The organism is Deinococcus sedimenti, from assembly GCF_014648135.1.
In the GTDB taxonomy this organism is placed as follows: Bacteria; Deinococcota; Deinococci; order Deinococcales; family Deinococcaceae; genus Deinococcus; species Deinococcus sedimenti.
Window position 1 is genome coordinate 1,100,638 of record NZ_BMQN01000001.1, and the last position, 18,346, is coordinate 1,118,983.

The following is an 18,346-nucleotide window of genomic DNA, read 5'->3' on the forward strand; positions in this document are numbered from 1 at the left end:
CCGTACGCCAGTGTGCCGATGCCCCACGCGCGGGCGGACGGCACACTGGCGTTCGTGACTCAACCCAGCTATTCCCTCACGACGTCCCTGGACGGCATGACGCCTGAACAGCTCCACGGATTCTTCGTGGACTGGCCCAACCCGCCCACGCCCGACACGTTCCTGCGCCTGCTGCGCGGGTCGTACCGGGTCGTGCTCGCCGTGCAGGACGGTCAGGTCATCGGCTTCGTGCAGGCGGTCAGCGACGGCGTCCTGACCGCGTACATTCCACTGCTGGAGGTTCTGCCCGAGTGGCAGGGGCGGGGCGTGGGCCGCGCCCTGATGACCCGCATGCAGGAAGAACTGCGACACCTGTACGCCGTGGACCTCGGCTGCGACGACCACCTGGTCCCGTACTACGAAGGTCTGGGCATGCGGCGGGGCACCCTGATGTTCACCCGAAAGTACGCGCGGCAGGACGGGGCGCCCACCGGGTGAAACGACCGGGGGCCGCGCCGCGTACTGCCCACCGTGGCGACCTTCGATCCGACGCTCCTCCTGATGTATCCGCTGGCCGGACTGCTGGCCGTCACGGCGCACGAGTTCGCGCATGTGCTGCTGCCGCTGCGGGCCGGGGCGTCCGGGGTGCGCGTGCAGCTCGGCGTGGACGGGGGCCGGTCTGTTGCGCGGTTCCGGGTGGGGAGGGTCGCGGTGGACGTGCGCCCGTACCCGTTCTGGACAGGCCGCGCCCACTGGGATCACGCGACCGTGACCCCGGCCACCTGGGCGTGGGCCATCGCCCTCGGGCCGCTCAGCTCAGCCGCGCTGTGCGCCCTGGGCGCGCTGCTGTGGCACGGCGGAGGCGAACTGGCCGATCCGTTCGGGCAGGCGCTGGCCGTGTTCGCCGGACTTCAGGCCCTCGTGACCGCTATGCCCGTGCGCTACCCCGCCTGGACGGGCCTGGGCGCAGGCATGCCCAGCGACGGGCGGCAACTCCTCGACCACTGGCAGGGACGGCAGCGGGCACACACCTGAGCGTCACCAGTACCGGAACAGCAGGTCGCCGCGCGTCCAGCCCAGGTGCCGCGCGCCCTTCGCCGTGCCGGGTGGCAGGCGGTCGAGGTCGGCGCGGTCGGGAGTCCCGTTCAGCCACGCGGCGTCCGGCACGAGCCAGCCGCGCGCCTGCCACCACGCCGTCAGGCCGGGCGGGTTCAGATAGGGCGCGAAGGTGGCCGCCGGATGCGTGGCGTCCGTGAACGCCAGCAATGGCCAGTCGGTGTGCGCGATTAGCCTCACCGCTGCCCTACCAGCCGCAGGTCGGAGGATCTGCCCCCGCACGCCCATCAGGGGGTCGAAGTGGAGCCCACCGACGAGCGTCCACCCGAGTTCGCGGGCGCCGAGGTGCAGGTCGGCGGTCAGGCGCGCCGGGGCATGCGCGTCCGCGCGGGTCAGGTCCTCCCGCAGCCACGGCAGCACGCCCGGTTCCACGTTCAGCCCTCCATCGTCAGTCCTGCGTCCTCAGCTCAGCGCCGCGCGGAGGCGTTGGATGTCCTCGCGCCACGCGTCGGCGTCCTCGCTGTCCTCCCAGAGGTCCGGGAGTTCGCTGCCGGGGCCGAGGACGCGTTCCAGCGCTTCCATGGCGTGGGGGCGCAGGTGGGTCAGTTCGGCGGCGTCGGCGTTCTGCACCCAGGCGCGCAGGGCGGCGTCGGTCAGGGCGCTGGTGTCGCCCGTGAGGACGGCGGCGAGGGTCTCGGCGGCGGCGACGGCGCGGTGGCCTTCCTCGGCTTCCAGGTAGTCGTTGTCTGGGTCCAGCGCGACGTCGAAGGCTTCCGCAAGGGCGTACGCGCCGTCCTGCGCGATCTCGGCGGCGTACTCGGCGGCCGCCTCGTTCTGGAAGGGCCCGACGCCCCAGGCGGTCATTCGGGGGCCTCGCTGCGGCCGTAGCGCTGCTCGACGTATTTTTCCATGAGGTCCTGGAAGTCCTCGGCGATGCGGGGGCCACGCAGGGTGGTCAGGAGTTTGCCGTCCTGGTAGACGGGCGCGCGGGGGTCCTCGCCGGTGCCGGGCAGGGAGATGCCGATGTTGGCGTGTTTGCTCTCGCCGGGGCCGTTGACGATGCAGCCCATGACGGCGACCTGCATGTCCTCCACGCCGGGGTACTTGGCTTTCCAGTCGGGCATGGTGTCGCGGATGTAGTCCTGGATCTTCTGGGCGAGTTCCTGGAAGAAGGTGCTGGTGGTGCGGCCGCAGCCGGGGCAGGAGGTGACCTGTGGGAGGAACTGGCGGATGCCGAGGCTCTGGAGGATCTGCTGGGCGACCTCGACTTCCAGTTTGCGGCTCGCGCCGGGTTCCGGGGTGAGGCTGACGCGGATGGTGTCCCCGATGCCGTCGATCAGCAGGGGCGCGAGGGCGGCGCTGCTGGCGACGATGCCTTTCATGCCCATGCCGGCCTCGGTCAGGCCGAGGTGCAGGGGGTAGTCGCACAGCGGGGCGAGCTGGCGGTACACCTGCCAGAGTTCCGGGGCGCTGCTGACCTTCACGCTGATCAGGATCCTGTCGTGCGCGAGGCCGAGTTCTTCGGCGTACGCGGCGCTCTCCAGCGCGGAGACGACCATCGCGTCGATCATGACGTCCGTGCCGGTCTTGGGGGACCCGTTGGCGGTGTTCTCGTCCATCAGGCGGGCGAGGACCTGCTGGTCGAGGCTGCCCCAGTTCACGCCGATGCGGACGGGTTTGTCGAACTCTTTGGCGACCTCGATCATGGTGGCGAAGTTCGCGTCGTGGTGCTGTCCGGCGCCGACGTTGCCGGGGTTGATGCGGTACTTGGCGAGAAGGCGGGCGGTTTCGGGGAATTCGCGCAGGAGGATGTGGCCGTTGTAGTGGAAGTCCCCGACGATGGGGACCTCGATCCCGACCTCTTTGAGGCGGGCGATGATGTCGGGGATGGCGGCGGCGGCCTCGCGGGTGTTGACGGTGACGCGCACGATCTCGCTGCCCGCCCGGACGAGCTGCGCGATCTGGATGGCGGTGGCTTCGGCGTTGGCGGTGTCGGTGTTCGTCATGGACTGCACGACGACCGGGTGGGCGCTGCCCACCATGACCCCCCCGACGTTGACGCTGACGGTCTGGCGACGCTTCATGCCGCCCAGTGTACGCGGCGGGCCGGGTGGGCGGCTGGAAGCGGGGTTACGCCTTCGCGGCGTGTTCCATGCGGTCCAGAATGGCGCTGAGGCCGAGGTCCAGGCCGCCTTGCGGGCCGCTGGCGCCGTAGAGGCCGCTGCGCTGGAGGCTGGCCGCGCCGTGCAGGAACGTCCAGTAGGCGACGGCGTGCCCGGTGTCGTCGGGGTTGCCGCTCAGCGCGCCGACGTGGGTCAGGAGGGCGTTCCAGAGGTGCTTTCCGGCAGTGGTCTTGATGCCTGGGGGTTGGTCGGGCCGGGGGGTCATCAGGAGGTCGTAGGTGTGGGGGCGGGTGCGGGCGAAGTCCAGGTACGCCTGCGCGATGGCGTCCAGTGCGGCGCGGGGGGCCTGGGTGTGGGCGGCGGCGGTGACGCCATCGCGCAGGTCGTCGGCGGCGTGTTCGGCCAGCTGGTTCAGCAGGGCGTCGCGGCTGGCGAAGTGGCGGTACAGGCTGCCGGGGCGTACGCCCAGTGCGTCGGCGAGGGGCCGCATGGCGAGGGCGTCGGGTCCCCCCTGGTCGAGGAGGGTCTGCGCTTCCCGGAGGATGGTGTCCGGGGTGAGTTTCGCGGGGTACGGCATGGTGAACAGTGTACGTCTTGACGCCCAATGGCCGAAGATGTACGGTGTTCACCATCAAGGCGAACGGTGTTCACTTACTGCTCTGCCGCCACCCACACGTCACCTCTCCCCCACCCCGGAGGTCCCTTATGCCCCGCCCACCCATCCGCCTCGCGCAGTTCGGCCTGATCAACGCGTACCTCGTCCCGGAAACCGACGGACTGACCCTGATCGACGCGGGCATCAGCGGCATGGACCGCCGCGTGAACCGCGCCGCCCGGCAGCTGGGCCTGCCGCTGCGCCGCGTCGCCCTGACCCACACCCACAGCGACCACGTCGGCGCGATCGACACCCTGACGACCCAGTGGCCCGAACTGGAACTCCTCGTCGGGGCGGACGACACCACCAACCTCGCCGAACTGGGCGTGAAGACCACCCCCACCCGGCTGCTGCGCGGCGGGGACCGCGTGGGCTCCCTGACCGTCATCGACACGCCCGGCCACTCGCCCGGCCACGTCGCGTACCTCGACGAACGCGACGGCACGCTGTACAGCGGCGACACCTTCGTGAACGTCCCCAGCCTGCGGGTCGCCAGCGTCCTGAACACCATCTTCCCCCTGCCCACCTTCGGCACGCACGACCCCGCGCAGACCACCCGCACCGCCCGCGCCCTGCTGGACGTGCCCCTGCGGACCCTCGCCACCGGACACGGCCCGGCGATCCCGGACCCGCTGCCCGCCATGCGCCGCGCCGTGCAGGACGCCGAATCCGGCCGCCAGCCGAGGGGAGTCACCATCACCGTCGCTGGCCTGGTCGGCCAACTGACCCGCCTGAGCACCGACGGCGCCGTCGCCGGAAAGGACCTCGCGTACCGTGACCGCCGGACCGGCTGATGCACCGGCCACAGCAAACGACGGGACCGGCGCCATCTGGCATCCGGTCCCGTTCGTGGTGGGCGGTGAGGGATTTGAACCCCCGACCTATCGCTTGTAAGGCGAGAGCTCTACCGCTGAGCTAACCGCCCACGCGGCCTGACACTGTAGGGGATCGGGCGGGTCGGGCGCAAGGGGGGGCGGGCGCCCTGGGCGGCGTTTGTGACGCCTGGCGTGCGATTTGCCGCGTGTGGGGTATACTGGGGGGGTAATTCCTCGAATGGGGGGTGGGCGGTTCGCTCACCTTTTTTTCGTGGAGGGGGTGGTTTCAGGCTGCTGGTCAGCCGACACAATATGAATAACAACGACAACAACAACTTGATGCAACTGGCAGGTACCGCCCTTGAACCCCTGGGATTCGAGGTGCTGGAAGTGCAGGTGCAGAACATGGGCGGGCAGCCGATCGTGCTGGTCCGCATCGACCGTCTCGACGAGCAGCCGGTCACGGTGGACGATCTGGCGCGCGCCAGCCGCGCGGCGGAAGCCGAATTCGACCGGGTGGACCCGATTGCCGGGGAGTACCGCCTGGAGTTCGAGTCGCCCGGCGCGAAGCGGCCTCTGCTGCGCGCCCGTCATTTCGAGCGGATGCTGGGCCTGAAAGCCCGCGTGCGCGGCGACGGTCAGGCGTTCACGGCCCCCATTGCGGGTGTGGACGGCGACCGCATCACGTTCACGGTGGGGGGCGAACCCGTCACCCTGACGGCCGGGACGTTCCAGGCGAACCTCGCTGAGTTCCCGGACCGTCACCGGTGATCCATTCAACTGTCATTCAAGGGTGCGACGAGCGCACCTCAAAGGAAGCGTGAGATGAGCCAGCCGGAATTCAACTTTGCCGACGCGCTGCGTGAAGTGGCGCAGGCCCGCAACATCAACGAGATGCAGCTGATCGAGGCGTTCGAGCAGTCCCTCGCACAGGCATACACCCGGAACGTCGAGCCCGAGAAGCGCATCGAGGTGCACCTCGACCCGCAGAGCGGCGAGCTGGAAGTGCTCGTCGTGCGTGAAGTCGTCGAGAAGGTCGAGGACGAGCACCTGCAGATCTCTCTGGCCGACGCGCTGGAACTCGACCCCGGCGTGGAAGTCGGCATGGAGATGGAGTTCCCCGTCGACCGCGAGAAGTTCAGCCGCATCGCCCTGCAGGCCGCGAAGCAGACCCTGACGCAGAAGATGCGTGAGACCGAGCGCAACGTGGTCTTCAACGAGTACAAGGACCGCGAGGGCCAGGTACTCACCGCGCAGGTCGTCCGCAGCGACAACAAGGGCAACTGGTTCGTGGAACTCGGTGCGGGCGAGGCGATCCTGCCGCCCCGCGAGCAGATCCCCGGCGAGAAGCTCACGCCGGGCAACCGCGTGAAGATCTACCTGAAGGAAGTCCGCAAGACGCCCAAGGGCCCCACGATCCTCGCCAGTCGCGCCGACGAGAGGTTGCTTGACTACCTGCTCAAGCAGGAAATTCCCGAGGTCGCCAACGGCATCGTGGAAGTCAAGGCCATCGCCCGTGAAGCCGGGCAGCGCAGCAAGGTCGCGGTGTTCTCCCACAACAGCAACGTCGACCCGATCGGCGCGTGCATCGGGCACCGCGGCAACCGCATCCAGGCCGTGACCGGCGAACTGGGTCGCGAGCGCGTGGACGTCATCCTGTGGGACGGCAACACCCGTGACTTCATCCGCAACGCCCTGAGCCCCGCCAAGGTCGGCCTGATCGAGGCGCACCCCGACCGCCGCGAGGCGACCGTGACCGTCACGCCCGACCAGCTGTCCCTGGCGATCGGCAAGGGCGGGCAGAACGTCCGCCTGGCCGCGAAACTCACCGGATTCAAGATCGACCTGCGGGAAACGGCCGCGATCAGCGACCTGGACGCCGCGATGCAGCAGGCCATGCAGGACGAGCAGGACGGCCGCGACGCGGGCAGCGCCCAGTCGGCGTTCGACGCGCTGTTCAAGGACAGCAAGTCGGTCGCGACCGCCAGCCCGGACGACGAGCAGGAGTAACCCTTGACCGCCCCCTCCCCCACCAGCCCCACGACCAGGCACGTGCCCGAGCGGACGTGCGTGGCCTGCCGCCGCCGCCGGGCGCAGGGCGAGTTCCTTCGCCTGAGCCGGAATGCGGACGGGCAGTGGCAGGTGCAGGCGGGGCCACGTCAGGGGCGCGGTGCGTACGTGTGCGCCGACACCCCGGCGTGCTGGGCGGAGAAGCGGCTGCGCCGCGCGTTCGGAGCGCAGGCTCCAGCGGTCGCGCAGCGGCTGAGTTCCACTGATTTACCCCGCGCGTGACGCGCGGGTCTCACCGGAGGTGAGCATGTCGAAAGTTCGTATTTACACCCTCGCCAAGGACCTTGGCGTCGAAAACGCGAAGATGCTGGACATCCTCGACGGTCTGGGCGTGTCCTACAAGAGCGTCAGCAGCACCATCGAGGAAGACACGGTCGAACTGATCAAGGAGATCCTGGCCGCAGAAGCCGATGGCAGCAGCGCCCCCGCCCAGGCGGACGCTGAACCCACCGGGGCCGCTCCTCAGGTCACCGAGGCTCCCGACACCGCTCCGGCGCCGGTGGCTGAGCAGACCGCCGCTGCGGCGGGCACCGAGCAGGACATCCCGCACCGCGCGCCGGTCGTGACCATCATGGGTCACGTCGACCACGGTAAGACCAGCCTGCTGGACTACATCCGCAAAACGAAGGTCGCCGCGAAGGAAGCCGGGGGCATCACCCAGCACGTTGGCGCGTTCGAGGCGAAGACCAGCAAGGGCAAGATCGTGTTCATCGACACGCCCGGCCACGAGGCCTTCACCACCATCCGCGCGCGCGGCGCGAACGTCGCCGACATCGCGATCATCGTGATCGCCGCGGACGATAGCCTGATGCCGCAGACCCGCGAGGCCATCGCGCACGCGCAGGCCGCAAAGGTCCCCATGATCGTCGCGATCAACAAGGTCGACCTGCCCCAGGCCGACCCTGAACGCGTCAAGACAGACCTGACGCAGCTGAACCTCGTGCCCGAGGAGTACGGCGGCGACCTGGTCGTCGTGCCCGTGTCCGCCAAGACCGGCGAGGGCGTCGAGGACCTGCTGGAATACATCAGCCTGACCGCCGAGATCGAGGACCTGCGCGCCGACCCGAAGGGCACCTTCAGCGGCGTGGTCATCGAGGGCAAGGTGGACAAGCAGGCAGGCGTCCTGGCGACCATCATGGTCCAGGAAGGCACCCTGCACGTCAGCGACTTCCTGGTCGTGGGCGAGAACTACGGCAAGATCAAGGCCATGACCGACAGTGCCGGCGCGCGCATCAAGGAAGCGGGCCCCAGCACCCCCGTGCAGATCCTCGGCTTCAGCGAGGTCCCCAGCAGCGGCGAGAAGGTCATCAGCGCCAAGAACGAGCACGCCGCCCGTGAAGTCGTCGCCGGTCGCGCCGACGTCCGCCGCGACGAGGAGGACGCCCGCGACCGCCGCAAGGGCCAGCGCAGCCTCGAGGACCTCCTCGGGCCGCTGGGCACGATCCGCACCGTGAACCTGATCCTGCGCGCCGACACGCAGGGCAGCGTGGAAGCCATCCAGGGCATCCTGGCCCGCAAGGAAAAGGACGACGTCAAGATCAACGTGATGCTCGCCGGGATCGGCGCGCCCACCGAAGGTGACGTGCTGCTGGCCTCCACCGCCGAGGCGACCATCCTGTGCTTCAGCGTCACCGCGTCCGGCGGCGTGAAGAAGGTCGCGGACACCAAGGGCGTGGACATCAAGTCCTACCGGATCATCTACGAACTCATCGACGAGGTCGACCGCCTGATCAAGGGCAACCTCGAACCGGTGTTCGAGGAGAAGTACCTGGGCCGCGCCGAGGTCCGCATGGTCATCCGTCACCCCAAGAGCGGCAACATCGCCGGGTCGTACGTCACGGACGGCAGCCTCAAGCGCAACGCGAAGGCGAAAGTCACGCGCGGCAAGCAGGTCGTGTACGAGGGCACCATCGTGGGCCTCAAGCGCTTCAAGGACGACGTCCGCGAAGTGCAGACCGGGTACGAGTGCGGGATCAACGTGGACTGGAACGACGTGATGGAAGGCGACATCATCGAAGCCAGCGAGATGGTCGAAGTCGAGCAGGCCTAAGCTTCACCTTGACAGCCGGAACCTCCGCGTGGGGTTCCGGCTTTTTCATGCAGCGGATGCAACGACCAACCCCCCGCCACTGGGACGGGGAGCCTAGGGGGTCGGGGATGGATCAGGTGCCGCTGGTGGTGCCGGCGGCGCTGCCCTGGTCGGTGCTGTCGCCCTGCGGTCCCTGGTTGTCCTGGCCGCGCGGGCCGCCGGGTCCCATGGGGCCGTCGTGGTGGCCGCCGCGTCCGGGGCCGCCGAGGCCGCGACTGCCGAACGCGAAGGGATGCTCCGCAAGGTGCTGCTTCATGTCGGCGGCGCGGTCGGCGGGGATGTCCCCGGCCTTCACGGCGGCGTCGATGGTGGCGTTTCCGGCCTTGACGGCGGCGGCCCTGAGTTTCTCGGGCGTGGTGTTCAGCTGCTTGGCGAGGTTGGTGATGAACGTGTCAGCGTAGTTGGTGCCGCTGCGCTGGGGGCGCTCGCCGGGCTGACGCTGCCCGTTCTGACCCTGCTGCGGCTTACCCTGTTGCGTCTGGCCCTGCTGAGTCTGATTCTGCCCGGTGCGCTGGCCGGGCTGGGCGGGCTGCACGCGCTGCGGGGCCTGAGCGGTGGTCGCGGCGCCGGTGCTGGCGGTGCCCGTGCCGCTCTGCTGGGCGAGCACGGCGCCGACGGTCAGGGGCAGCGCGGCGAAGGCGATCAGGGGAAGACGGTTTTTCATGGGGGGCACACTCCTGTTGACTGGGGGCCTTGAACTGAGGGCCTGGGAATGGGGGGCGTCGGGTTCGGGTGGCGACGTCCGGACATCGGCCACGCAGGCAGTGTGCCGAACAGGTGTTAAGGGGCGGCTAATTGGCGTGGGGGCCTTCTGCTATGCTGGGTCGCCTTGAGATTCCCGCGTTCCTTCCGTGTGGCGTGGCAGCGTGCGCTGCTGAGCCTGCCGGGCCTGTTCCCCCTGCTGCCGCTGCTGGCGGTGGCGCTGGGTCAGCCCTGGAACGTGCCGGAACCGGGCCGCTGGGCGGCGGGGAATGTCGCCCCGGCGCTGCCGGAGCTGCGGCCCGCGCCGCCGCCCGGCTCGCCCGTACCGCTGCTGGCCGGGGACGCGCCCCGACCGGTGGCCCTGCCGCCCGCGCAGGCCCGGTTCACGCTGGCGCTGCCGGTGTGGGCCGAGCCGCGTGTCAGACCGGCGCTGAGCGTGCTGGGACGGCGGCAGTCCGACGGTGGCTGAGCGTCGCCGCGGTCCGCCCACCCTGATTCTCTGCAATGCACTGGAGTTGTGAATGACGTACGGAAACAAAGGCAAGAAATCCGGCCGCCCTGCCCCGCGCAGCGCGCCGACCGCGAGTAAACCGAACCTCTGGACGGGGCTGATCCTGCTGCTGACGCTGCTGGCGTCCGTGGCGTACATCTGGCGGCCCTGGGAGCACAAGGACAACGTCTGGAGCCTGTGGAACGACAAGTTCCAGTTCATGACGCTGGGACTGGACCTTAAGGGTGGCCTGCGGGTTGAACTGGCGCCAGAGACGGGCACCGCGACGAAGGATGAACTGGAGCGGGTCAAGACGGTCATCGAGAACCGCATCAATGCGCTGGGCGTGGCCGAGCCGACGGTGACGGTCGCCGGTGGCAAGCGTGTGGTCGTGGAGATCCCGGGGGCGACGCCCGCCGTGCAGGACCGGGCGCTCTCAATCATCAAGCAGACGGCGCGGCTGGAATTCCGGATCGTGCAGGCGAACGCGCAGCCGGATCAGGCGCTGGCACAGTCGAATCCCCGCAGTGGGGGGTACACGCTGGCGCAGCTGGGGCCGGTCGAGGCAACGGGTGAGGTCATCCAGAACGCGCAGGCGGCGACGGATCAGCAGTCGGGCCGCTGGATCGTGACGTTCCAGAACACCGACGCGGGCTCCGCGAAGTTCGGGGAGTTCACGGGCAAGAACGTCGGGAAGCTGATGGCCGTGGTGCTGGACGACCAGATTCAGAGCGTGGCGACCATCCAGAGCCGCCTGAACCGGGACGTGCAGATCACCGGGAACTTCGACGCGCAGGAAGCGAACCAGCTGGCGCTGGTGCTCAAGTCGGGCGCGCTGCCCATCAAGATCAGAACCGAGGCTCAGCAGTCCATCGGGCCGAGCCTGGGGGCGGACGCGATCCGCAGCGGCGCCATTGCCTCGCTGGTCGGCATCGGGCTGGTGTTCGTGATGCTGTTCAGCTACTACGGCTTCTGGTTCGGTCTGGTGGGCGCGCTGGGCCTGCTGTTCTCCAGCGTCGTGATCCTGGGCATGCTCTCGGGCTTCGGCGCGACGCTGACGCTGCCGGGCATCGCGGGTCTGGTCCTGACGATCGGCGCGGCCGTGGACGGGAACGTGATCTCCTTCGAGCGCATCAAGGAGGAGCTGTTCAAGGGCAAGGGCATCAAGAACTCCATCCGCGCCGGGTATGACCACTCGACGGCGGCCATTCTGGACGTGAACGCCTCGCACCTGCTGTCCGCGCTGGCGCTCTACAACTACTCGACCGGGGCCGTGAAGGGCTTCGCGGTGACGCTGATCATCGGCGTGATCGCCTCGACCTTCTCGAACCTGGTGTTCGCGAAGTGGTTCATTCAGTGGCTCGCGCAGCGCCGGCCGAACATGAGTGCGCCGCAGTGGATCAAGGAGACGCACATCGACTTCATCCGCCCGGCACGGATCATCACGACCCTCAGCGTGCTGCTGGCCCTGGCGGGCGGCGCGACGCTGCTCACGAAGGGTCTGAACTACGGCGTGGACTTCTCGTCCGGCACGACCATCACCGCGAAGACCAGTGCCGACACGACCACCGAGCAGGTCCGCACGGCCGTGACGGGTGCGGGCGTGGAGAAGGCGAACGGCCAGAGCACCGTGATTCAGCGGAACGTGGTGACCGGGCAGGAGGGCGCGTCGTACACCATCAAGGTGCCTGAGCTGAGCACCGAGGAGGTCCGCACCATTCAGGCGGCCGTGCAGAAGCTGCCGCAGGGGACCGTGCAGGCCACCGAGACGGTCGGCCCGGCCGTCGGGAAGGAACTGACGCAGAAGACCATCTACGCCGTGCTGCTGGGCCTGGGCCTGATCCTGGTGTACGTGGGCTTCCGCTTTGACTTCATCATGGGCGTCGGCTCGATTCTGGCGGCCGTGCATGACGTGATGATCGCCATGGGCCTGTTCGCGCTGCTGAACCTGGAGTTCACGGTGGCGACCGTGGCGGCGCTGCTGACCTTGATCGGGTACTCGCTGAACGACTCGATCATCGTGTCCGACCGCATCCGCGAGAACATCAAGGAGATGCGCGGGAAGTCGTACCGCGAGATCGTGAACCTGGCGATCAACCAGACGCTGTCGCGCACGATCATGACCTCGATCAGCACGATGCTGCCGCTGCTGAGCCTGCTGATCTTCGGCGGGCCGGTGCTGCGGGACTTCAGCCTGGTGCTGCTGGTGGGCATCCTGATCGGCACGTACTCCAGCATCTACATTGTGGCGCCGCTGGTGGTGTACTTCGAGGAGTGGCGGGACCGCCGCAAGGCCGGGGGGCAGGCCGCCAAGGCGTAACCCGGTTCTGCACAGGTGGTGGTGTGGAGCGATCCCGCCACCACCTTTCATTTGCCAGATTCAAACCATGTAGACGTATCACTCGACAGGCGAAGGCGGGGCGGGGTATGCTGCCCGGTGATGAGCATGCACGACCAGAAGACCGTCGCCATCGTCGGCGGCAGCGGCTACGCGGGCGGGGAATTCCTGCGCCTCGCCCTGAACCACCCCCACCTGAACGTCACGCAGGTCACCAGCGAACGCAACGCAGGCACGCCCGTCAGCATGGTCCACCCCAACCTGCGCGGCCGCACCAACCTGAAGTTCCGCAGGGCCGCCGACCTCGACGAGGCCGACATCATCGTGCTGGCCCTCCCCCACGGCAGCGCCGCGAAGAAGATCACCGAGTACGAGGCCAAGGGGAAGATCATCGTGGACCTGTCCGCCGACTTCCGACTGAAGGACCCCGAAGTCTACCGTGCCACCTACGGCGAGGACCACCCCACCCCCGACAAGCTGGGCGAGTGGGTGTACGGCAACCCGGAACTGCACCGCGAGGACCTGCGCGGCGCGACCCGCATCGCGTGCGCCGGATGCTTCGCCACCAGCGTCATCCTGGCCCTGTACCCCCTGCTGAAACTGGGCGTGCTGCTCCCCAAGGACATCATCGCCACCGGACTGGTCGGCAGCAGCGCCGCCGGGGCCAGCGCCAGCGACTCCTCCCACCACCCGGAAAGGGCCGGGAGCCTGCGGGTGTACAAACCCGTCGGGCACCGCCACACCGCCGAGGCGCAACAGGAGCTGCCGGGGCACTTCCCGCTGCACCTGACCGCCATCAGCACCCCGCGCGTGCGCGGCATCCTGACCACCGCGCACGCCTGGATTCCCGACGGGTACAGCGACCGCGACGTCTGGAGCGCCTACCGCGAGGTGTATGGCGCTGAGCCCTTCATCCGCATCGTGAAGGTCGCCAAGGGCATCCACCGCTACCCGGACCCCATGCTGCTCGACGGGACGAACTACTGCGACATCGGCTTCGAGATGGACCAGGACACCGGACGCGTGGTGCTCATGTCCGCCATCGACAACCTGGTTAAGGGCACCGCCGGGCACGCCATCCAGAGCCTGAACATTGCCCTGGACTGGCCCGAGACGACCGGTCTGGAATTCGCCGGACTGCACCCCGCCTGACAGCAGAATTCAGGAGTATTGAAGGGCGGGGTGTTGGCCCTTCAATGGAACTGGAAACCGCTGTGATAACGGAGCGAGGCGGCCACCCCAGACCAGGGTGGCCGCCTCGCCATGGCTGTCCGGTCAGACGAGCGGCAGGGCGTTGAACCCGAACGTGCCGGGGCCGACGTGGGCGCCGATGACGGGTCCCATGAGCTGCACGCGGCCGCGCTGCACGTTCAGGCCGCTGGCGACCATCGCGCTGCGCAGCGCGTTGATGCGTTCCACGTCGCGCCCGGCGTGCATGATCGCCACGCTCAGCGGCGTGTTCCCGAAGCGCTGCTTGAGGCTGTCGAGCATGTCGCCCGCCGCCTGATCCACCTTCACGCGGCGGGCGGCCTTCAGTTCGCCCCGGTCGAACGACAACACGGGCCGGACGCCCAGCAGGCCCCCCACGAACGCCTGCGCCCGCCCGATGCGGCCGCTGCGGCGCAGGTAGTCGAGCGTGGCGACCGAGAATTCGCCGTACATGCTGTTGCGGGCGTCAAGGACGGCGCGGGTCACCTGATGCGCCTCGTCACCGGCGGCGGCGCGCGCCGCGGCGATCATGGCGAGTTCCGCCAGGGGCGCGCAGGCGTACTCGGTGTCGATCACGTGGACGCGCGCGCCCTGCCCGAGCTGCCGCACGGCTTCCTGCGCGTGGCTGACCGTGTCGGACAGCTTCCCGGAGATGTGCAGGCTGATCACCGCGTCGTAGCGGGTGAGCAGGTCGAGGTAGATGTCCATGAAGGCCTTGACGGTCACCGGGGACGTGCTGGCGCTACCCCCGGCGCGCATGTGGTCGTATACGGCGTCCGGGTCGATCTCCTGCCAGTCGAGCAGGGTGCGCTGCTGCATGCTGACGTGCAGGGGAATGATGTGGATGCCCAGTTGCTTTGCACTCTCAGGGTGCAGGTCACAGGTGGAGTCGGCAAGAACCGCGATCATTCTCTTTATGTATCCTTTAACGTATGACAGTTCTGTGACGGTTTTCAGCGTCCCGTGACAAACTTCCCTTTTCTGTCTTCATCATTCGCCGGGTGAATCTGCCAGGGCAGCCTGGACGGCGGCCAGCACCCGCGGCCCGTAGGTCTCGATGCGCTTGGGACCGAAACCCGGAATGCCCTGCAACTCCGCTTCGGTGCGCGGCTGGCGCTGCGCCAGGGCGTCCAGCGCGACGTTCGGGAAGATCAGGAAGGCACTCAGGCCGGTCTCCTGCGTGATGGCCCGCCGGGTCTCGCGCAGCGCCGCCGCCACCCGCTCGGTCATGGCCGGATCTGCGGCCGGTTCGCCCAGCAGCGCGGGCAGGGGGGCGGTCACCGCTGCGGGTCGGCCCCGCAGCGCTCCCAGCACCGCGGAGTTCTCGCGCGCGCCGCGTTCCTGCGGCGTGGCCACCCGCGCAGGCGCCGCGGGACGCCCGTCCAGGCCGTCGCGGACGATCTGGATCACCTCATCCCCGAAGTCCGCGAGTTTGCGCTGCCCCACGCCGCTGACGGTGCCCAGGCTGGCGTGACTGGTGGGTTTGAGGTCCGTGATGCCTTTCAGGGTCGCGTCCGTGAAGATCACGTACGGGGGGACGCCCAGGCTGCGGGCGCGGTCCAGTCGCCACGCGCGCAGCGCCTCGAACAGCGGCTGGTCCTCGGCGGCGACCGGAGCGCGGCCCGCGCGGGGCAGTTTGTCCGCCTTGCGGCCCGTCGGGCGCGGCATCAGGGTGTCGGCGCGCAGGGTCAGGGTGGTCTCGCCCTTCAGGAGGCTGCGGGCCTTCCCGGTGGCGCTCAGGCCGTGGTGTTCCCCGGCGGCCAGGTAGCCCAGGCTGACCAGCTGGCGCAGCACGCCCCGCCACGTCTTCTCGTCGTGCGTGGTGCCCACCCCGAAGGTGGGGAGGGTGTGGTGGTTCATGCTGACGACCTTCTCGGTCGCGCGGCCCAGCAGCACGTCGGTCAGGTGCGCCGCGCCGAAGCGGTTCCCGGTGCGGATCACGGCCGACAGCGCCATCTGCGCCTCGCGGGTCATGTCGCGCACCTGTGGGGGGTTCAGGCAGGTGTCGCAGTTCCCGCACGGCCCCTGGTACGCTTCGCCGAAGTACGCCAAGAGCACCTCGCGGCGGCAGGCGGCCGTCTCGCAGAAGGTCAGCAGCGCGTCGAGCTTCCCGGCCTCCACGCGCTTGACCTCCTCGGGCGCGTCGCTGGAGGCGAGCATGCGGCGCACGTTCACCACGTCACTGAGGCCGTACACCATCCAGGCGGTGCTGGGCAGCCCGTCGCGTCCGGCGCGGCCGGTCTCCTGGTAGTAGCCCTCCATGCTCTTGGGGAGGTCCAGGTGCGCCACGAATCGCACGTTCGGTTTGTCGATGCCCATGCCGAACGCGACGGTGGCGACCACGACCAGTCCCTCCTCGTTCAGGAAGCGGTCCTGCGCATGGGTGCGTTCACGCGGCGGGAGGCCTGCGTGGTATGCGACGGCGTCCACGCCCTGCGCCTGCAGCCACCGCGCCGTCTCCTCGACGGACTTGCGGGACAGGCAGTACACGATCCCGGCGTCCCCGGCGTGCTCGGCGCGGATGAAGTCCAGCAGCTGCGTCTTGGGGCTGTCCTTCTGCCCCACCCGGTACTGGATGTTCGGCCGGTCGAAGGACGACACGAACTGCGGCGCGCCGCCCAGGTCCAGCACGCGCAGGATGTCGGCGCGGGTGCGGTCGTCGGCGGTGGCGGTCAGCGCCATGCGCGGCACGTTCGGGAAGCGCTCGGGCAGGATGCCCAGGCCCTGGTACTCGGGGCGGAAGTCGTGCCCCCACTGGGACACGCAGTGCGCCTCGTCCACCGCGAACAGCGCCACCGGGGCGCGGTCGAGCAGGTCCAGGGTGCGGGGCAGCAGCAGGCGTTCCGGCGCGGCGTACAGCAAGTCGAGTTCCCCGGCCAGCAGGGCCCCCTCGACCTCGCGCACGCCGTCCAGCGACAGGGTGGAGTTCAGGTAAGCGGCGCGCACGCCCAGCCCACGCAGGGTGTCCACCTGGTCCTTCATCAGCGCGATCAGGGGGGACACGATGATGCCCACGCCGGGGCGCAGCAGGCTGGGCACCTGGTAGCACAGGCTCTTGCCGCCGCCGGTGGGCATCAGGACCATCGCGTTGCCGCCGGCGACCATGGTCTGCACGATCTGCGCCTGCACGCCCCGGAAGGCGTCGTACCCCCAGACTCGCTTGAGGAGGTCGAGGGCGGGGGTCAGGGCGTCAGGGAATGGGGCGGGCGCAGACATCGCCGCCCAGCATACCGCGTTACGCCCAGCACGTAACACCGTCTGTGGTCAGGCAGAGGCCCGCTCACTTCACCTTGTCCGCCACCGGGACCATCACCGGCACCCGCAGGTCCTGCTCCACCTTCGCGAAACGCTCCCGCAAGAAGCGCCCGTGCGTCAGCAGCGCCTGCCCGCCCGACTGCAACGAACCCGCGATGATCTCCTGCACGCCGTCCAGCAGCAGCTCCAGCTGCTCGGTCAGCAGCGCCGCGCCCGTCTTGCCGTCCTGAATGACACCCGTATCCGCCAGCGAGCGCGGCAGCTTCAGGTACGCCTGCACGGCCTCCGGCGCGTACTCCTCGCGGATCGCGCGGGCCACGAAGAACCCCTCGGTGCCCTCCAGCCCCTGATCCTTCAGCAGCGCCAGCGCCTCCTGCGTGCGCAGGTTCAGCGCGACCAGCTGCGCACGCGCCTGCGCCGGAACGCGCCCATCCGCCAGATACGGCGCCAGGGGACCCTCCCCCACCGCAGGCGCCGCCACCTGCACCGGCGTGCCGCCCGCCTGCGCGGGTAGTTCGGCCGGCTTGTCCTCGACCTTCGGGGCGCGGACGCGGCGCCGACCCCGCGAAGGGCCGCCCGACGCGAGCCAGCCCAGCGCCATGAAGAACAGCGGGAACATCAACCACGACGCCCCCAGCGCCATCAGCGCCGCGGCCGACAGCGCAGCCGCCAGCAGACCGGACCGCGCCTCGCCCCAGTGCCCGAACGCCCGCGACCCGAAATACCCGATCAGAATGCCCGCAATCGGATGCGGCAGCCAGGCGGCCCCCAGCAGGGTCAGGACCACGACCGGGATCATCGCGCGGATCACGGTGCGGCCGTGCCGACCCCGCGAGGAGAACACCGACTGCGCGAAGAACGCGATCGCGAACGCCGCGCCCACCTGCACCATCCATGACAGCGGCCCCAGGTCAATCATGGCCCCACCTCACCCACAACGGTCATGCGTCCAGCGTACACCCAAGGCCCATGGGGCGCGCCCGCCAGAACACCTACCCGCCCAGGATCAGCTGCACGAACACGAGGTCCAGCCAGCGCCCGAACTTGTGACCCACCTGCCGGAAGTGCGCGACCGGCGTGAAGCCCAGCCGCTCGTGGAACGCGAGACTCCCGGCATTCTCGGCGTCCACCCCGCCGATCAGCGAGTGCAGCTCACGCGCGCGGGCCTCCGCGATCAGCGGGAGCATCAGCGCGCGGCCCACGCCCCGCCCACGCAGACCGTCCCGGACGTACACGCTGTGCTCGGCGGTGAAGCGGTAGCCGGGCTTGGCGCGGAACGGCCCGAAGGTCGCCCAGCCCACCACCTCTTCCCCACTGACGGCAACCCAGACGGGCCAGCCGTGCGCGGCCTTCTCGTCGAACCAGTCCAGGCGGGATTCCAGCGTGACCGGTTCAAGGTCGTACGAGGCGGTCGTGTGCTCCACCGCGTGGTTGTAGATGTCCGTGATGGTGGGCACGTCCGCGCGGGTCGCGGCGCGCACGGTGACGGGTGGCGTGGTCATGCGCGCACGCTAGGTCAGTGACTAGCGGCATGCAAGGCCAACGCGCCGCCCCGGTCAGAGGCG

The 18,346-nt window shown here is 69.2% G+C and carries 19 protein-coding genes and 1 tRNA gene; 10 read left to right on the forward strand and 10 right to left on the reverse strand.

Going from position 1 to position 18,346, the window contains the following annotated elements; translation table 11 throughout:
- Positions 1-54: 54 nt before the first annotated feature.
- Both IEY69_RS05505 and IEY69_RS05510 read left to right on the forward strand, forming a co-directional pair.
- A complete protein-coding gene (locus IEY69_RS05505; protein WP_229783646.1) occupies positions 55-477 on the forward strand; it encodes a GNAT family N-acetyltransferase in 423 nt (140 codons plus the stop codon).
- Positions 478-510: 33 nt separating this feature from the next.
- Positions 511-1,014 carry a hypothetical protein gene (locus tag IEY69_RS05510; RefSeq protein ID WP_189072082.1) on the forward strand — a complete coding sequence of 168 codons (504 nt, stop codon included), beginning with the start codon at positions 511-513 and terminating at the stop codon, positions 1,012-1,014.
- Between the two features lie 3 nt (positions 1,015-1,017).
- Here IEY69_RS05510 and IEY69_RS05515 read toward each other — a convergent pair whose 3' ends face one another.
- Genes IEY69_RS05515 through IEY69_RS05530 form a run of 4 tightly spaced genes read right to left on the reverse strand, consistent with a single transcriptional unit; the run spans position 1,018 to position 3,735 of the window.
- Entirely contained in the window at positions 1,018-1,467 is a 450-nt protein-coding gene (locus IEY69_RS05515) for a hypothetical protein (RefSeq protein WP_189072083.1), read from the reverse strand.
- A gap of 30 nt (positions 1,468-1,497) precedes the next feature.
- Positions 1,498-1,899 (reverse strand): DUF4259 domain-containing protein, encoded by a 402-nt coding sequence (locus IEY69_RS05520; protein ID WP_189072084.1) that lies wholly within the window; start codon positions 1,897-1,899, stop codon positions 1,498-1,500.
- The gene (gene ispG, locus IEY69_RS05525) at positions 1,896-3,119 is read right to left on the reverse strand and encodes a flavodoxin-dependent (E)-4-hydroxy-3-methylbut-2-enyl-diphosphate synthase (protein ID WP_189072085.1); all 1,224 of its coding nucleotides are present in this window, start codon (positions 3,117-3,119) and stop codon (positions 1,896-1,898) included. The genes IEY69_RS05520 and ispG overlap by 4 nt, the downstream gene beginning before the upstream one ends.
- Before the next feature lie 46 nt (positions 3,120-3,165).
- Positions 3,166-3,735 carry a TetR/AcrR family transcriptional regulator gene (locus IEY69_RS05530; protein WP_229783648.1) on the reverse strand — a complete coding sequence of 190 codons (570 nt, stop codon included), beginning with the start codon at positions 3,733-3,735 and terminating at the stop codon, positions 3,166-3,168.
- Positions 3,736-3,863: 128 nt separating this feature from the next.
- Between IEY69_RS05530 and IEY69_RS05535 the strand changes: the two genes are divergently transcribed.
- Entirely contained in the window at positions 3,864-4,607 is a 744-nt protein-coding gene (locus IEY69_RS05535; RefSeq protein WP_229783651.1) for an MBL fold metallo-hydrolase, read from the forward strand.
- Positions 4,608-4,663: 56 nt separating this feature from the next.
- Here the strand turns inward: IEY69_RS05535 and IEY69_RS05540 are convergent.
- A tRNA-Val gene (locus tag IEY69_RS05540) sits at positions 4,664-4,738 on the reverse strand.
- Positions 4,739-4,940: 202 nt separating this feature from the next.
- Here IEY69_RS05540 and rimP point away from each other — a divergent pair.
- Genes rimP through infB form a run of 4 tightly spaced genes read left to right on the forward strand, consistent with a single transcriptional unit; the run spans position 4,941 to position 8,748 of the window.
- Positions 4,941-5,399, forward strand: a complete 459-nt coding sequence (gene rimP, locus IEY69_RS05545) for a ribosome maturation factor RimP (RefSeq protein WP_189072086.1) — start codon at positions 4,941-4,943, stop codon at positions 5,397-5,399.
- 54 nt (positions 5,400-5,453) lie between these two features.
- Complete coding sequence (gene nusA, locus IEY69_RS05550; protein ID WP_189072087.1) at positions 5,454-6,638, forward strand: transcription termination factor NusA; 1,185 nt, start codon at positions 5,454-5,456, stop codon at positions 6,636-6,638.
- A gap of 3 nt (positions 6,639-6,641) precedes the next feature.
- Positions 6,642-6,920, forward strand: coding sequence for a YlxR family protein (locus IEY69_RS05555; protein WP_189072088.1), 279 nt, complete (start codon positions 6,642-6,644; stop codon positions 6,918-6,920).
- A 25-nt stretch (positions 6,921-6,945) separates the two neighbouring features.
- Positions 6,946-8,748 carry a translation initiation factor IF-2 gene (gene infB / locus IEY69_RS05560; protein WP_189072089.1) on the forward strand — a complete coding sequence of 601 codons (1,803 nt, stop codon included), beginning with the start codon at positions 6,946-6,948 and terminating at the stop codon, positions 8,746-8,748.
- A 112-nt stretch (positions 8,749-8,860) separates the two neighbouring features.
- Here infB and IEY69_RS05565 read toward each other — a convergent pair whose 3' ends face one another.
- Positions 8,861-9,451: a hypothetical protein gene (locus IEY69_RS05565; RefSeq protein ID WP_189072090.1), complete on the reverse strand. Its 591-nt coding sequence runs from the start codon at positions 9,449-9,451 to the stop codon at positions 8,861-8,863.
- Positions 9,452-9,616: 165 nt separating this feature from the next.
- On the opposite strand from IEY69_RS05565, the gene IEY69_RS05570 reads away from it, so the two are divergent.
- From IEY69_RS05570 to argC, 3 genes are all read left to right on the forward strand, one after another.
- Positions 9,617-9,958, forward strand: coding sequence for a hypothetical protein (locus IEY69_RS05570; protein ID WP_189072091.1), 342 nt, complete (start codon positions 9,617-9,619; stop codon positions 9,956-9,958).
- A 52-nt stretch (positions 9,959-10,010) separates the two neighbouring features.
- A complete protein-coding gene (gene secD / locus IEY69_RS05575; protein ID WP_189072092.1) occupies positions 10,011-12,299 on the forward strand; it encodes a protein translocase subunit SecD in 2,289 nt (762 codons plus the stop codon).
- 126 nt (positions 12,300-12,425) lie between these two features.
- Positions 12,426-13,469: an N-acetyl-gamma-glutamyl-phosphate reductase gene (gene argC, locus IEY69_RS05580; protein ID WP_373291000.1), complete on the forward strand. Its 1,044-nt coding sequence runs from the start codon at positions 12,426-12,428 to the stop codon at positions 13,467-13,469.
- Between the two features lie 123 nt (positions 13,470-13,592).
- Here the strand turns inward: argC and IEY69_RS05585 are convergent, their stop codons facing one another.
- The 4 genes from IEY69_RS05585 to IEY69_RS05600 all read right to left on the reverse strand — a co-directional run bounded on the left by IEY69_RS05585 (position 13,593) and on the right by IEY69_RS05600 (position 18,283).
- The gene (locus IEY69_RS05585) at positions 13,593-14,435 is read right to left on the reverse strand and encodes a DegV family protein (protein WP_189072094.1); all 843 of its coding nucleotides are present in this window, start codon (positions 14,433-14,435) and stop codon (positions 13,593-13,595) included.
- Between the two features lie 81 nt (positions 14,436-14,516).
- Positions 14,517-16,742 carry a DNA helicase RecQ gene (recQ, locus tag IEY69_RS05590; RefSeq protein WP_189072095.1) on the reverse strand — a complete coding sequence of 742 codons (2,226 nt, stop codon included), beginning with the start codon at positions 16,740-16,742 and terminating at the stop codon, positions 14,517-14,519.
- Positions 16,743-16,806: 64 nt separating this feature from the next.
- The gene (locus IEY69_RS05595; RefSeq protein WP_189072096.1) at positions 16,807-17,700 is read right to left on the reverse strand and encodes a hypothetical protein; all 894 of its coding nucleotides are present in this window, start codon (positions 17,698-17,700) and stop codon (positions 16,807-16,809) included.
- Between the two features lie 73 nt (positions 17,701-17,773).
- Positions 17,774-18,283, reverse strand: a complete 510-nt coding sequence (locus IEY69_RS05600) for a GNAT family N-acetyltransferase (protein ID WP_189072097.1) — start codon at positions 18,281-18,283, stop codon at positions 17,774-17,776.
- Positions 18,284-18,346 lie beyond the last annotated feature (63 nt).